The sequence below is a fragment of the Bacillus sp. AFS037270 genome, from assembly GCF_002585305.1.
This window is the reverse complement of record NZ_NUNF01000016.1, coordinates 171,366-186,780: the sequence shown is the minus strand read 5'-3', so window position 1 is coordinate 186,780 and position 15,415 is coordinate 171,366. Positions and strand designations below refer to the sequence as shown.

The 15,415-nt window shown below is 40.8% G+C and carries 13 protein-coding genes; 1 reads left to right on the top strand and 12 read right to left on the bottom strand.

Features of this window, described 5'->3' with window-relative positions:
* The first annotated feature begins 87 nt into the window (after positions 1–87).
* Positions 88–912 (top strand): helix-turn-helix domain-containing protein, encoded by an 825-nt coding sequence (locus COD92_RS09260; RefSeq protein ID WP_098528163.1) that lies wholly within the window; start codon positions 88–90, stop codon positions 910–912.
* A gap of 317 nt (positions 913–1,229) precedes the next feature.
* On the opposite strand, the gene COD92_RS09255 is transcribed toward COD92_RS09260, so the two are convergent.
* The 12 genes from COD92_RS09255 to COD92_RS09200 form a co-directional block, all read right to left on the bottom strand.
* Entirely contained in the window at positions 1,230–2,588 is a 1,359-nt protein-coding gene (locus COD92_RS09255; RefSeq protein WP_098528164.1) for an MFS transporter, read from the bottom strand.
* Between the two features lie 102 nt (positions 2,589–2,690).
* Positions 2,691–4,487, bottom strand: a complete 1,797-nt coding sequence (locus COD92_RS09250) for a tannase/feruloyl esterase family alpha/beta hydrolase (RefSeq protein WP_218011259.1) — start codon at positions 4,485–4,487, stop codon at positions 2,691–2,693.
* Between the two features lie 581 nt (positions 4,488–5,068).
* On the bottom strand, positions 5,069–5,920 hold the full coding sequence (locus COD92_RS09245) for a DAPG hydrolase family protein (protein ID WP_098528165.1): 852 nt from the start codon (positions 5,918–5,920) through the stop codon (positions 5,069–5,071).
* Complete coding sequence (locus tag COD92_RS09240) at positions 5,917–7,227, bottom strand: MFS transporter (protein ID WP_098528166.1); 1,311 nt, start codon at positions 7,225–7,227, stop codon at positions 5,917–5,919. The genes COD92_RS09245 and COD92_RS09240 overlap by 4 nt, the downstream gene beginning before the upstream one ends.
* A 116-nt stretch (positions 7,228–7,343) precedes the next feature.
* Complete coding sequence (locus COD92_RS09235; RefSeq protein ID WP_098528167.1) at positions 7,344–8,192, bottom strand: beta-keto acid cleavage family enzyme; 849 nt, start codon at positions 8,190–8,192, stop codon at positions 7,344–7,346.
* Positions 8,193–8,366: 174 nt separating this feature from the next.
* Entirely contained in the window at positions 8,367–9,305 is a 939-nt protein-coding gene (locus COD92_RS09230; protein WP_098528168.1) for a cyclase family protein, read from the bottom strand.
* A 30-nt stretch (positions 9,306–9,335) separates the two neighbouring features.
* On the bottom strand, positions 9,336–10,403 hold the full coding sequence (locus COD92_RS09225) for a 3-hydroxyacyl-CoA dehydrogenase family protein (RefSeq protein WP_218011260.1): 1,068 nt from the start codon (positions 10,401–10,403) through the stop codon (positions 9,336–9,338).
* On the bottom strand, positions 10,315–11,097 hold the full coding sequence (locus tag COD92_RS09220) for an SDR family NAD(P)-dependent oxidoreductase (protein ID WP_098996191.1): 783 nt from the start codon (positions 11,095–11,097) through the stop codon (positions 10,315–10,317). Before COD92_RS09220 ends, COD92_RS09225 begins: the two co-directional genes overlap by 89 nt.
* A gap of 25 nt (positions 11,098–11,122) precedes the next feature.
* On the bottom strand, positions 11,123–11,461 hold the full coding sequence (locus tag COD92_RS09215) for a cupin domain-containing protein (RefSeq protein ID WP_098528170.1): 339 nt from the start codon (positions 11,459–11,461) through the stop codon (positions 11,123–11,125).
* A gap of 32 nt (positions 11,462–11,493) precedes the next feature.
* On the bottom strand, positions 11,494–12,006 hold the full coding sequence (locus COD92_RS09210; protein WP_098528171.1) for a CoA-transferase: 513 nt from the start codon (positions 12,004–12,006) through the stop codon (positions 11,494–11,496).
* A 363-nt stretch (positions 12,007–12,369) separates the two neighbouring features.
* Positions 12,370–13,812, bottom strand: a complete 1,443-nt coding sequence (locus tag COD92_RS09205) for a sigma-54 interaction domain-containing protein (RefSeq protein WP_098528172.1) — start codon at positions 13,810–13,812, stop codon at positions 12,370–12,372.
* 254 nt (positions 13,813–14,066) lie between these two features.
* The gene (locus COD92_RS09200; protein ID WP_098528173.1) at positions 14,067–15,413 is read right to left on the bottom strand and encodes an MFS transporter; all 1,347 of its coding nucleotides are present in this window, start codon (positions 15,411–15,413) and stop codon (positions 14,067–14,069) included.
* Between the last annotated feature and the right edge of the window lie 2 nt (positions 15,414–15,415).

The following is a 15,415-nucleotide window of genomic DNA, read 5'->3' as shown; positions in this document are numbered from 1 at the left end:
CTATTTCTCCACAAGTACACTTGTGTGCTGCCGTTAGTTAAGCTAAACTATCCTCAATAAAGTACTATTTAGAAAAGGATGAGGACCATGGAACTGGACCGCCCCTCCACCTATGACGGATTGGCCTACAGCATGGTGATCGCCGGACATTTCCATGAGCGCGACACCTATTCTACCTTACGTCCGGACGGCATGAGTGACTGGCTTATCACGTACACGCTAGGCGGTGAAGGTTATTTCGAGGCAGACGGCTGCGAGCAGCGGGCAAGGGCCGGGGACGTTACACTGTTAAAGCCGGGAACACCTCATCGTTATGGCACGCCTAAAGGAAAAAGCTGGCATTTTGTTTGGGCCCATTTTAATGGCGGCTTCATGGATGCGAGTCTACTTCCACTCGATGCGCTGACCATCCGGCAGATTGAGCAGCAAGCGGTGAGGGAGCGGATCTATCAGGCTTTTCTCCGAATTCTGTCTGACTCACGAGAACGAGGTGCTTATTGGCACGAGCTGTGCTTGAGCGCACTGCGGGAGGTCCTGATGCTGATCGCAAAACAGCAAACCAGCGGGTTTGACCCTCGAATCGAAGAAACGCTGTATTTGCTCGCCCAGCGGATGCAGGAGACAATTCGAGTCGAGGATCTGGCCCGCAGTATTGGGCTCTCCGCATCGAGACTATCGCATCTATTTAAAGAGAATACCGGCGAATCGATTGTGGAGGTACTTAACCGCATGCGAATTAAGCAGGCTGCCTTACTTCTTTCACATACGAATCGGAATGCAACTGAAGCAGCCCATGACGTAGGCTTTCAAAATTACAACCACTTTACCCGGCAGTTTCGCAAATATGTAGGGCTGACTCCAAGCGAGTTCAGCCAAAGCGTCCGGTCCAAAGAAAAGCTGCGCCCAAATTAGTTGATTTTACAAGGAACATAAATGCCTCACTTGTCGAACCTGATTGCTTTCCAACATTACTTCGATAGCTTTCAAAACCGATGAACTACTGTATACATGAGAGCAAAATACCATGTAATAGTAAAAATACGCGATGCGGAGAAAAGTCCCTCCTTGCATCGCGTAACTAAAAAACTTATCTGAAATGTTCACTAGATCATTCGAGTCGGTTTGCGAAAAACAAAGACTATCAACTAAGACTTGTTTGGCGACGATGAATTACAAATTAATAAAAGGGATTGGCAATAACATAGAAGACTCTCCGGGATCAATATGAGTTATTTTGCTATTTCTATGTTTTCCTGACGATTGGCATTTCTTTCTATTTGATAATTTCCGTGCTTTTCTTGAACAAACAACATGGCAAAACCACCAAGAATAGCAGCCGTCGCAATCGCAGCAAAGTTAAACTGAGGCATTAAATTTATTGAGAGTAAAAATCCAACAAATGTTGGTGCTACGATTCCACCCATTCTACCAAATGCCATCGTACTACCCAAAGCCGTTGAACGCATGTTGAAAGGGTAATATTGGGAAACAAATGCATTGGACAAATTTTGCACTCCTACAGATGATGCCCCAATCACCGAGATGTAGATAAAGGCAAGAATTGTACTTTTGGTAAATCCGATTAAGGATAGTGCAAAAGCTCCACAGAAAAATAGCGGAACAAGAACTTTTTTAAAGCCCCATTTGTCTACTAACCGGCCAAATATTAAAGTACCTGCAATCGCACCTAATTGCATAACCGCGGTAAATGTTAAACTTGAGCTAAGATCATAGCCTGACTGCATCATGAGACGCGGCAACCAGGTGTTCATAGAATAAATAAGGACAAAGGCGGAAAAACAGGATATCCAAAACATCAAAGTACTTAAAGCCCGTTTTTCTTCAAATAAGTTGGTAACAGGCGAACCTGGTGCCTTTACTTGCTGTTGTTTCATTTGAATTACGGCTTTCATATCGAGGCTGGGATCTAGCTTATTTAGAATTTCCTTAACTTTCACTTCTTTCCCTTTTTCTACGAGAAAACCAATCGACTCTGGGATGACTTTCATCATAAATGGAAGGAATGATAACGGAATTCCTGCGAGCCAAAAAACAGGCTCCCAACCCGCTGTTGGAAGGAGAGACCGGCTCGTTAAAGCTGCCACAATCGCCCCAACAGAATAGCCACAGAATACAAAGGAAACTACTGCAGATCGTATACGTTTTGGTGCAAATTCCGTTGTTAGAGCAATAACATTCGGCATAACTCCACCCAACCCAATACCAGCAAAAACACGAAAGATCGTAAATGTCACAGGCCCATTGGCAAAACCTGAAAGTAAAGTAAAAAAGCTAAATAAAAAGGTCGTTAATAAAATAATATTTTTACGCCCCCATTTATCTGCTGCCATTCCAAACATTATCGCACCAAGTGCGGTACCAATTACGGTATAACTTCCAATTGCTCCAGCCATTACGTCAGATATACCCCATTCCTTTATAAGGGAAGGAACAGATGCACCGTAAATAACTACATCATACCCATCAAACGCAATGACAAGAAACATCCAAAAAATAAGCCAAAAATGATAGGAATGGAATTTACTATTATCAATCACATGGTTAACATTAATAGGTTTTGCTTTCATCATTATAACCTCCATGTTTCGTAGATCGGCAAAAAACAAGAAAAGTAAGAGAGGGGCATGCACGGTTTATGTGGGCATTCCCCCTTTTACCTTTTTTTAGGGCTATTGGTTAAGATCGGAACCGCCCGAACTTGGCTTGCACTGGAAGCTGCTGGCCACTTCCGGGTCGCCCTTTGTATAGCGGGCCACAAGCGGGTAGGGACACAGCGGACGGGAACGGTCCGGTGCCCAGGTGGAAGGCACATCCAGGTTAACTCCGCCCGGATTACCTTTGCCGCGCGCCGTGGCAGTAATTCGATCCGGCGCCTTGCCGTATTCAACCCAATTGATTAGCGCGCCAAGTCCGTCAAACTGATCGGTGGCGGGACCACCACGGACGTGCCCCATTCCGGGGATCTCGAAGTAGCGGGCGAACTCCTCGGCTTTGTTCTGGTAGTTCGCGTCGAGCTCATCGTACCAGCGCGCCGTGTCATCAGGAGAGAAGACCCCGTCTGAGGTGCCATGCACCACGATCATCTTGGCTCCTGAATTGCGCAGGGTATCCAAATTAGTCGGATTCGGCGGTGTCATGAATTCCATAGCACTTTCCGTGTACAGCTCGTTGGACTCGTAGATCCGCCCCGCCTGCGTGTCCACATTAAAGTTCAGTGCATAGCCCAGGGTGTTCTCAAGCATCTTAGGATCCTCCGGAGGCGTTGAGAAGACGAAGCCGACGGACACGGGATCGCGTGGACCCACGGAGCTAATGAATTTCCAACTGGCCCAGCCGCTCTGGACGACCCCTGGGTCAAATGGGAAGGAAGAGTAGAGCTCTTCTCCCGAGCTAGTGTGAGCTCCTGCGAAAACATCCTGTACAACGCGCTTCTGCTCTTCCGTCAGGCAGGTGCCGTCTCGTACCGCGTCGCAAGTTGGGACGTCCCGCTCAACATTGAAGACTTTCTGGCAACGATTGCTGTCCTGCACCATGCCGTCGACCAGCCGGTCTAGGCCATCACAGCGGTCCAGGATCGCCTGCGCAAGAACTTGGCGCTCGACCGGAGGCAAAGCCGTCTCCAGGTTATCTTTGGTGCTGGCCACCTTGGCCCACTGCTGAGCACCCCACAGCTGGGCTACCGCAGCCTTTGGAAGGTTGAATCCTGGCGCAACTGCCAGAAATCCGTCGTACTGGTCCGCGTAGCGGGAAGCAGCCACCATGGTGTGCCGGCCGCCGTTAGACCCTCCGGCAATGTAAGAGCGGTCGGGCTCGCGTCCGTACGCCGCCTTAATCAAACTCTTAGCCATAGGAGTGAGCGTTCCGACAGCCTTATAGCCGTAGTCCAGACGTGCCTGCGGATCGAGCCCGAAAAGGGGATTCTGCGTTCCGTTGTGGCCTGCGTCCGAGCTCAGAACAGCGAATCCCATCTGCAGACCGTTATCCAGCTGGCCGCCTGTGATGCTGCCAAGTGCAGGAGCGACGACGCCGTCTAGTCCGCCATTGGCTTGGTAGAGGAACCGGCCTGCCCAATCAACAGGAAGACGCATCTCAAAACCGATGGCATAGGTCTGTCCGTCTACGGAGCTTACTCGCTCGTTCATTTTGCCCTGGATGAGGCAATGCTCGCCAACCGGTTGGCCGCCATTGGACAGCGCTCCTTTAGGAACGAGCTCTGCCTTTGTGATGGTAGTACGGGTGAAGTCAAAGGATGCGAGTGCATCGCACTTCTTTAGTGTGCCTAGCTGCGCGGGAGATAGCTTGGGAATTGACACGGATGATCCCCCTGCATTTCCTTCATTTTTAGGTGGTGTAAGCTTATCCACTTTTGAAACGCTTCCACTTTCCGCCATAACAAAGGAAGGAATAAATGACATAATGATAAGAACTACTGTTAGTAGAATGGAAAAACTTTTCTTCTTGTTCACAGATATTCTCCCTTCATCTTCTATCAAACTATAAGCTTGTTCACATAGAATTATAAAACTACCAAATTTTTCAGTATACTTCTTGATTGGCCTTTTTTAAATTACTTGTTGATTTCTTCGAATTAATAACATTCATTTGAAAGATTTCTTATTATTTTCCCTTTCACCTCCAATATCACATATCACATTAGAATGAATCATGAAGCTAACCTTCCATTCTGTAAGCCCTTTCCAAACTAACTATTTAAATTAATTATCAAATAGTATCCGCCTTCAAAAATTTTGTGTAATATGTAAGAATGTTCAGAACTTTTGTAATTTAATTATAGTCGATGCAGATATAAAAAAATACGTACACGATGTGCTAAAAGACGTTGTAAGTTTCATTAAAATTGTGGATATGGAATACCAAAAAGCTAACAAGTGGATAAATCGTCCAAGCTTGTTAGCCTTTTTCACTTTTTATGCTATTTCCCTTTAAACCAATCTTACTTAAAATCTAGTATAACCTTATCTTGATTCCTAGATAAGGCCAATTTGTAGGCGTCTTTATATTCAGTAAAGTTATAACTTATTTGTATTTAAAAATTCAACTTTTCTTCTTTAAACAAGGATGGCAATATCTTTGCCAAGTGAGCAAATTCCTTGGCGCAATGATTGATTAGAGATTTGGGAGCAAACTCTGGAATGGTCACTCTTTCGGGAAGAACTTTAACTGGGTTCTTATTCTCATCAATTTGATATCCAATCCAAAAACGTGATCTTAATTCAATTCCACCTTCAATTTCTCGCACAAAATGTGTCATAACAGCATTTAATTTATTTTCAGAGGTACAATTTGCACAGACAATGGTGCCACAAGTATTAGTACCAATTTTATCTGCCTCATAACCTAAATCAGCAGGATTTTTGAAATTGATCTGAATCACATCTCTGCCTAAGCCAATATCTTCTGTAACAAGATGTGTCGTATTCCAATAACGCTCTTTATATGATAGTGATGAGTCTAGAGCTTTCTCTCTGTGCAAGGTTTCTACTTCAAAATGATCTTCAGGATTCCATATTTGATATCGGAGACTATCCAAGCCATGCCAAGCAAACCACCAATCGAACATTTCTGTAGTAACATCAGGCATTTTTGTTAAGCAAGCTACAAAAGCGGTTCCATTTTCCAATACACAATAACCTGTTTCAGTTTCCAAATATCCATCCTTAAATAAATCATTTCGATTTTCTATCCTTGTCGCTTTTAGAGAATTAATTGGACCTAGAGTAATCAGTTTAAGGGTTTCCTCAGATGGATTGGCCATTTCTACATTTAAATACTTATTATAGCTTTTTTCTTGATTCTTTTCTGAAACTACTTGGTTATCCTTTTCCATTTTTTTCATCCCTTCAATATAATTAAATTCTTCTAAAATCCTAAAATTCACTTGGCGATTTCTTCCATAACACTACTTTGGTCCATATCTTCTAAACTAGCTGTTCCTTTACATTCTGTTGTGATTCTACTAATAAGGATTAATCCTAAGATATCGATTCCAATAAAGATCATGTAAGCCAAATTAAAACCACCGGTGTACTTCATAGAAAAACCAAGAATAACAAATGGAAGTGCACGTACTGAATTAGCGATTGGAGTAACCAGCCGGTTTGCCGCAGCGAAGTCATAACGTCCGTAAACAGTACCCGTCATGGAGGTAATAAAGTTTTTAATACCGGCAAGACCAGAGCCGACAGCAATGGCCGTGATAAATGTCAGAATCACATTTCCTTCAAGGAGCAGCAAAATGATGGTCACAATGTAGGACAAGACATAAATCATACTGGCCTTCTTTGTCCCGACTTTTTGATCAAGCCACCCCCACAAATAACTGCCAATCAAACAGAAAATCGCTGCCGTACTAAGCATAGAAAGTGCGAAACTTTGACTGTATCCCACAGAAACTAACCGCACCACGTACTGACTCACAATACCGATTGTTACAAGCCAAACACAGCCGTAACCGAGGGAAATAAGCCACATATCTTTATCCTTAAACAATTTTTTTACCGTAAAAGGGCTTTTGTATGATTGCATTAACAATGCTGTTTTTTTGAGGTCTTCTTGAGAGTGTGGATCGTTATCTGGATAGGCTCCCGCTAATTCAGGTGTATCTTTTACCCAGAAAATTGATGAAACACCTAGGGCGATGAGAACAAAACCAACGATTGTCATCGTTATAGAAATACCTAATTTGGCAAATGAAAAAGTAATAAGTGCGACAAAGGTAGCTGTACAAAAGCCCATACCCATAGTGGCCCATCCCAAAGCCAGCCCCTTTTTTTTTGGAAACCAAACATTCATAATCGTTCCGGGAACCACATAACCAAATCCTGAGGCAAAAAAGTTCAAAGCAGAAATAGCAATGGCATATGCCAGTACAGATTGTATATTACCAAACCAAATGGATATAATTCCTTGGGCGATTAGACCAACCGCAGCAACAAAACGTGAACCCTTTTTTACAACGACCTGTGCAAACACCAGAGCCCCAATCACTCCAATCCAATTGGCCGGTGTTGAAAAAGAAAGTAAAACAGACGGATCCCATCCGTATGCTTTGGCATAACCTTGGGTAAAAATGTTTATTCCATCCGCTGTCCAAGCAGCAAAATTGTAATACATTAGCATACAGAAGATGATCATACTCCAGCCTTTTGATCCGAAGTCATTTTTGATTCTAGTTTCATTCCCCATAAAAAAACCTCCCCTTTAAACTAACAAAAATACCGGATATTGAAAACCCTTTCATTCCATTCCGATTTATCCCCTAGATCTAGGAGGATCTAGGGGATATGGTAGTATGCTGGTATTTATTTTGTTAGAATGCTATTTTTCAACCCTAATATGGCTCTTGCTTCATCAGGTGTGGCGATTTCCTTGCCCAATTCGGCAACCGTTCTCTTTGTTCTTTCTACAAATTCAACATTGGATTTGGCCAATTGTCCTTTTGCGTAGTAAATATTATCTTCCATCCCTACACGTAAATGTCCGCCTAATGCCAATGTCGCGTAAAGAATAGGCAAATGTCCTTTGCCGATGCCTAGTGCGCCCCATGTAGAACCCTTAGGAATTAAACTTTTCAGGAAAACTAAATTTTCTACAGTTGCCGCCATTCCACCAGGAGCCCCAAGGACAAATTGGAAGTGGCATGGTTCTTTTAAGACACCCTTTTTAATATAGTAAAGTGCATTGTAAACCATCCCGGCATCAAAAATCTCAATCTCAGGTTTTACTCCAAGTTCCTGCATCTTTAAACCGGATTTTTCTAGGAATCTCGGACTATTTTCAAAAACCGTTGAGTGGGACCAGTTCATTGAACCACAATCATAGGATGCAAGCTCTGGCAATAACTCCATATAAGGTTTCATGCGAATCTCATCGGTTAATCCCAATCCGCCTGAAGTAGTCAAGTTAAGAACAATATCACAGCGCTCCCTAATTAGCCTTACCGTTTGTTCAAATTTATCAAAATCCATGGACGCACAATCTTCATCATCACGAACATGGATATGTGCAATCGAAGCTCCTGCTTGATAACAAGCATATACTTCATCAGCAATTTCTTCTGGCTGTAATGGAATATAAGGAGTATCTTTTTTAGTTGGCCAAGCCCCAGTTGGAGCTACGGTTAAAATGACTTTATTTTCAAGGCTGCTCATCTTTTACCCACTTTCATAATAATGATATTTTATGAGATAAATAGATTTCTCAACGACAATCGCTCTTCCCATACCGACGCTAATGACAATCAGGTTTGTGGTTCTGAACTTAGAATAGTAAGACCCGCTGCAAGTTTTAGAAAAGCGGGGATTAGAAACTAGTAAAGAAGAATATTAGATTGCACCAAATGGGTAAACGCGTTCTGGTACATCATTAATATCATCTTCATCAATTTCTGCAACACAGCGAACCATAGATCCGTCGCCTAACCACCAGCGTATTGGGAATGCCATAAATTTAAAGCGTTTGCCGACAACTTTATCCAAGTCTCCACCGAGGTTTTCGATCCCTACTATGCCATTACCGAGCATGTATTTATGGCAAGGCTCCCAAGTTCCTTCTAGATGATGTTCTTCCAGCTTTCCAAAGTCCTTCATATATTTTTCAATTCCATGAACTTTGATATAGGTTTCCTTGTTAAATTCTGCAAATGCCTCAATTCCGAATTGCTCAATGTATTCTTCTGTAATGGTTTTTCCTGAATAACCGTCAAGATTCATTGCAAGCGAACCACCGTTTTTACCCATTGTTGTATGAAGAGGATGATCAAGGGCTTGCATATCCATAGCCACACATTTTGGCTGATACTTTTCAAACCATTCCCCTGCTTCTCTACCCGTTCCGCAGGAATAATGATAATATTCCTTGCTTTCGTCAAATTTAAGATGCATTCCTGTTCTCAAACATACAACCATATCTTTAAGTTCTTCCGGTTTTATGTTTGCACGTCTGCAAGCATCATCCAGATGTGAAGCTGTGATAAGCCCCCAACGTTCAACTTGAATATCCAGACAAACCGCATCGCCATAATAGGCATCTAAAGGCATTTCATGGGTATAACGGGCCCGTCTGCCATCAAACTCGTATTCCATAACATGGCGTGGTGCATCTGCATGTGTTCCGCAGTGCATAACCACATCGATTTTTTGAGTTAGTACACCACTTTTTGAAAGGTTATGCATTGTGTCAATTTTAGGTTTTGCAAAATATGGCCAAACTGGAATGTCAGCATGAAAAGGATGACTCAAATCTACTAATACTTTTTTACCCATTTTAAATTCCTCCTAAAGTTCCTTAGCATCTTATTGTTTTATTGGTGTTTTTTTGTTTCCATTTGTTACATCAAGTAAGTATTCATTTAATTTTTTTCTTGAATTCTCTATTTTTTCAGGCGTCCATTCCTGGAACCCTTTACCGGCTTTAAATCCTAGGTCACCTTTATGCATCAGCTCTTTTAATAGGGGTGATGGCTCAGGTGAATTTTCTAGATATTTTAATAGATAACTATGGATCGACAAAGTTAAGTCTATTCCCACCATATCTGCATTTTCCATTGGCCCCAAGATGGGGAGCCTCATCCCAAATCCATATTTGATTGAATCATCGACTGTTTTGGCATCTGCGATTCCATTTTCTACAATTGAAATTGCCTCCCGCCAAAGGGCATGCTGCAAACGATTCGCAACGAAGCCAGGAACATCTTTTTTAACTCTGATTGGATGTTTTCCAATCGAACTTAACAACCCCATGGTCTGTTGAATCACTTCTTCTGAAGTATCTTTTGTTTGGACCACTTCGACCAATGGAATTAAGTAGGCAGGATTCCAGAAGTGTGTCCCGATGATTCGTTCCTTTCGTTCTGCTCTTTGAGCAATTTCCGTTATGCTCATTACAGACGTATTTGTGGCTAAAATGACATGAGGCTCGCAAATTTTATCCAGCATTTCGAAAAGTGATTGTTTTAAGTTCATATCTTCCGGGATGCATTCCACTACAAATCCAGCATCTGTTACGGCATCTTCCAAGTGGCTTGTAATATGCAGTCTTGATAAGGTATCCTGCAATTCCTTTGTCGTTATTACATCCCGAATTAACATGATATTTAAATTAGTTTCTACTTTCTGAAGTACTTCCTCCTCTGAATCTTCCACCGAATAAATGCTGACACTAAACCCTTGGCTTGCAAAAATCTGGGCAATGCCGCTGCCCATTAATCCGGATCCGCAAATAGCTATTTTCTTTTCGCTGTATTTACTCAAACTGCTCCCTCGCCTTCTTCCCTTAACCAGCCAAATATCCGCCATCCACATAAATCGTTGTTCCTGTAATGAAATCGCTTGCAGAAGATGCCAGGAACGTGCAAACTCCAACATAATCCTCCGGTTCTCCAAGCCTTCCAATTGGAATCCGTGTTAAGAACTTTGTCCGTGCTGTATCGTCTTCGAACATCCACTCTGTAAGGTCAGAACGGAAGACCGTAGGACCAATGGCGTTCACATTAATCCCGAATTCTCCCCATTCACATGCAAGCGATTTGGCCATTAGGTCAATAGCTGCCTTTGATGGGCTGTAGGCAGTATAACCCTTCATTCCAAGCTTTCCTCTTGTAGAAGAAACGAGAATGACTTTTCCGCCTCTTCCCTGTTCTTTCATTACTTGTCCAGCCTTTTTGCAATAAAGCCAAGTTCCTTTCACGTTAGCATCCATGATGGCTTCCCATTCCTCTGTTGGTTGTTCCAGGATTGGCTTAGGATTATTCATTCCCGCCGAGCACATTAAAATATCAATTCCGCCAAATTCTTCAACCGTCGAGGCAACGACTGATTCTACATGTACTTCACTTGCGGGATTTCCAATACGATATGCACATTGAATGCCTTCAGCTTGCATTTGCTCACAGAGTGCTTTTAGCGTCGATTCAGTGCGTGCTGTCAGCATGACCTTTGCCCCAGCGTACCCATAACCCCATACAGCTGCACTGCCGAGAGCTCCGGTTGCACCTGTCACTAGGGCAACCTTCCCGTCAAGATTAAATTGATTTTTTACCTCTTCTTTTTTAACCATCAATTATCACACCTATTTTTAAATTTTAATAATTAACGACCACTAACATCGTAGCAGGCATGTTTGTTTCATTGATAATGGATCTACCTTCATTGGGAGCAAGAAAAATAGAATCATATTTTTTAAGGACATAGTCTTCTGTCTTTGTCTTAATGGTGACTTCGCCTTCCAACACGACATAAACCTTCTCTGTTGGAGAATCTTCATAGGTATATTCAGCACCGCCGTTCGGAAGGAAATGAGTAACTCCCATCCAGAATTTTGTTGTTCCTGTTTCTTCCGTTCCATGAAGTTTTAAAGTCGCACAATCGAAATGTAATGGAGCACTATATGGTTTTACACTAGAAAAATCAACCTTTTTCATTCTGCTCACCTCCTTTCAAGGACCATTTTTTCCTAAATAGAAGCTGCGGTTTTTAATTCGTCACTAATAAATAGGTCAGCTTCTGTATTTTTTAAAATATCTTCCAGTCCTACACCTGAAGCCATTTCTTTCAAAAGAAGTCCATTTGATGTCACTTCGATTACCCCTAGATCGGTAACAATTAAATCCACATGGCCTACTGCCGTTAAAGGAAGACGACATTCTCTCAATATTTTGGGAGTCCCGTTATTTGTTGTGTGCGTCATGGCAATAATCACCTTTTGGGCCCCTGTTACTAAATCCAACTCACTACCAGTACCTGAGACTATATCAATCGCAAGGTTTCCTTTTTCATCTACTTCCAGTGCCTCAAGAACGGCTAAATCGATATGCCTGGCTGATTGAAGAATTATTTTTACATCCTTATCAGCAACATAATCGGCAACCATCCGAGGCAAGCCACCGCCAAGATGGACAACCTCAACATCCTTTAATTCCTCTGCAATTCTCTTTGCAATCAAATGCTTTTTCCTGCTGTTGGACATTCTTTTTCACCCCCCTTTTGAGGTTTGGCTTTTACACTCTTTATATTTGCAAGTTCCGTGCCAACATCAATTTAATTATTAGTTTTACAGGCACTTTCAGATCACTAGTAAATTCACGGGTTAATCGAAGGTTCTCATACCTTCAAATGTTCATTCATATGGAGCTACTTCCCGAATCTGATACGTTTTTTTATCAGATTTCCATTGAGTCATATTTATTAAACAATAATAAGAGATTTATATTGATGCATTTTTTTATCAATCGATACAATAATGTATCATTAATAAAATCATTCACCGCGCAAAAAAAAATCTTTATATCACGAANNTTCGTGATATAAAGATTTTTAAGGTTTGTCCTAATTATTCACTATGCCATTTCCATTCAGTAATCCCCAGGGATTTTGCCTTTCTTAAAACAGTCGGCTGAGTTACACCTAATGCCTTTGCTGCCTTATGTGTACTGCCATATTTTTTTAACGCATTGGAAATAATATCTTTTTCCAGTATCGCTACAGCCTCTTTCAGGGGCATAATTTTGTTTCTAATATTACTAGTAAAGTGTTCCTCTCCTAATGTAAGAATAATGATATCCCGAGTAATGTATTCGTTTTCTCCAATGATAACCAGCCGCTCGATTGTATTTTTTAACTCCCTAATATTTCCTGGCCAATGATAATGAGCTAATAAGTCCAATTCTTCAGGTGCAATCTTTTTTTGTTTTTTGTATTTCTTATTTAACTGATTAAGAAAATGATAAACGAGAAGATAAATGTCATCGCTTCTTTCTCTTAAGGGCGGTATCGTAATAGGGATTACATTTAGTCGATAATAAAGATCTTCTCTAAAGCTGCCTTCTTTTATTTGATTGAGTATATTTTGATTGGTAGCCGCAATGATTCGTACATCAATTTTAATTGGCTGCGACCCTCCAATCCGCACAACTTCTTTTTCCTGAAGGATACGCAAAAGTTTTGCTTGCAGCTTCATCGGCATTTCACCAATTTCATCCAAAAGGATCGTCCCGTGATTGGCTTCTTCAAATAATCCTAATTTTGTTTTTTGCTGCGCACCTGTAAACGCTCCTTTTTCGTAACCAAATAGCTCCGACTCTAAAAGTGTCTCCGGAATCGCCGAACAGTTTACTTTAACGAAAGGCTTTTTATTTCTTGAACTATTTTTCACTATTTCACTAGCAATAACTTCTTTACCAACTCCTGTTTCCCCGGTAATTAAAACCGTGGCATCCGTATTTGAAACTTGCTCAATTAATCTTTTAATTTTAATAATCGGAGTGGATTCCCCAATAAAACTAGTATTCCCTTTATTTTCATTAAAAAGTTGTAATGCCTTATAATACTTCTCGTTTTCCCGTTCTTTTTCTTCCAGCATCTCCTTTAACTGGATCAGCTCAGTAAAATCTCTTATGATTGTGTATACTTGAGTTATTTCTCCCTTTTTATCAAATATTGGCGTTCCCGTAACTAAAACCTTTTTATTGGTAGCTGGTGTTGTAGACATGATGGAAATCTTCTTTTTTTCTTTTAATACTAATAATGATACAGGCCGATTAATATACTTTTTTTCTACAAACGTTTGCATATGCTGACCTATCATTTCTTCTTCTGAAATACCTGTTATTTTTGAGTATGCTTTATTGATTCGTAACACTACTCCGTTATGATCGGTTACTAGTATGCCATCAGAAAGTTCATCACCGAGTTCAAATCCATCAATTATAATATGTTTGTTTTCATTTAGGGTATTGCTTATAACTCCATCATACTCAGTAAGTGATGCTTTCAAAATAAGATTTCCCCTCCCTACAATCTATTAATGTTAGCTTGCCAATAGTAGAAATAAAGCGCTATCATATGTACTACTGTAATTTACCTATTTTCATTTTACAAATGATTTTTGAATAAAACGTAAAGAAAACTCACCGATTGGCGAGCCGTTAGGCGAAGACAGAGGCGTAGTTGCCCTTATGCCTGATAGGATAGTTATACTTTCCTATCGGCCAAAAAAGGATCAATAGATGATCCCTTTTTTATAGTCTTCTAGTTTACCTGAATTTCAGTATCTCCCATTTCTGTCTTCTTAGATGATTGCCGATAACTTTTCTTGTCTTGGATGAGAAGAACAATAAATGCTGCGATAAAACCAGGAATAGACACTGCTAGAAAGCTGACATAAAGATGCAACCCCCATGACACTATAAAACCTAAAATCGTTGGAGCAAAAATGGCTCCAAATCTCCCTAATCCAAAAGCAAATCCCATACCAGTCGATCTCATTGATGGTGGGTAAAATAAAGATAAATAACCATTTGCAATATTTTGTCCACCGAAAAATCCAATACCAGCTAACGCTACCAAGCTTAGTACAGCATAAAGATTAGTGGTGAAACCTAAAAGTGTTATGGAAACAAAGGCTAACAAGTATAAACTCACTAATGTTGTTTTATAGCCTAAACGTCCTACAACTAAACCAGCAATATTGCTTCCTAAAAGGGCTCCTAAATTTAATGTAAGCAAAAACAGTAGACCAAAGCTTAGTCCAAAACCAGCCTTTATCATTAATTGGGGTAGCCAGGTTGATACACCTGAAGTTATATACATATTCATAAAAAATACGATCCAAATCAAAATTGTATTAAGTCCTCTTTTTTCCATAAATAATGCTGGTAGAGAGGATTTTTCAGTATTGTCGAGCCCGAAACTCACATTTTTTGGCAGATTGATCGTTGGTTGTAGTTTACCGCATATGATTCTTAATGTTTCGACTCGATTATTTTTAACAAGATTAACAGTAGACTCCGGAAGGAACTTGATTAAGAGTGGTAATAGTAGGAGTGGAAAGCCTCCAATCATGTATAATATTTCAAATCCATAATCTTTTAAAAGCCATATAGAGAGCCCGGATGCTAGTATGCCGCCAACCTGCATTCCCGAAAAAATAGCTGCCACCATTACTGCTTTATTTTTATTAGGAGCATATTCTGTGGTAAGCGAGACAATATTAGGCATTACTCCCCCTAGTCCTAATCCCGTTATAAATCGAAAGACTCCAAAAATATTCATAGTGTTTGAGAAACCTGACAATATGCTTCCAACACTAAAAAAGATTGTACATAAAATGATAACTTTTTTTCTGCCAATTCTATCGGCTAGAAAACCAAATCCTAAGGCACCGGCGGCAGCACCAATTAAACCGCAACTGCCAATAAAACCAGCCTGTGTCGGGGTCATATGAAATTGTTTTAATAAAACTGGCATAGTAGCACCATACATCACCATATCAAATCCATCAAAGGTAATGATTAAAAAAAATAAAGTGAACATGAGAAGATGAAACTTATTCAATTTACTATTACCGATGAACTCATTTATATTGATTTTTGACATCC

Excerpts from the sequence above, each read along its gene's own strand:
- COD92_RS09235 (WP_098528167.1), bottom strand. The coding sequence starts at position 8,192 with ATGAGCAGCCTTGAAAATAAAGTCATTTTAACCGTAGCTCCAACTGGG.
- COD92_RS09260 (WP_098528163.1), top strand. The coding sequence starts at position 88 with ATGGAACTGGACCGCCCCTCCACCTATGACGGATTGGCCTACAGCATG.
- COD92_RS09240 (WP_098528166.1), bottom strand. The coding sequence starts at position 7,227 with ATGGGGAATGAAACTAGAATCAAAAATGACTTCGGATCAAAAGGCTGG.
- COD92_RS09220 (WP_098996191.1), bottom strand. The coding sequence starts at position 11,097 with ATGGTTAAAAAAGAAGAGGTAAAAAATCAATTTAATCTTGACGGGAAG.
- COD92_RS09255 (WP_098528164.1), bottom strand. The coding sequence starts at position 2,588 with ATGAAAGCAAAACCTATTAATGTTAACCATGTGATTGATAATAGTAAA.
- COD92_RS09230 (WP_098528168.1), bottom strand. The coding sequence starts at position 9,305 with ATGGGTAAAAAAGTATTAGTAGATTTGAGTCATCCTTTTCATGCTGAC.
- COD92_RS09210 (WP_098528171.1), bottom strand. The coding sequence starts at position 12,006 with ATGTCCAACAGCAGGAAAAAGCATTTGATTGCAAAGAGAATTGCAGAG.
- COD92_RS09200 (WP_098528173.1), bottom strand. The coding sequence starts at position 15,413 with ATGTCAAAAATCAATATAAATGAGTTCATCGGTAATAGTAAATTGAAT.
- COD92_RS09215 (WP_098528170.1), bottom strand. The coding sequence starts at position 11,461 with ATGAAAAAGGTTGATTTTTCTAGTGTAAAACCATATAGTGCTCCATTA.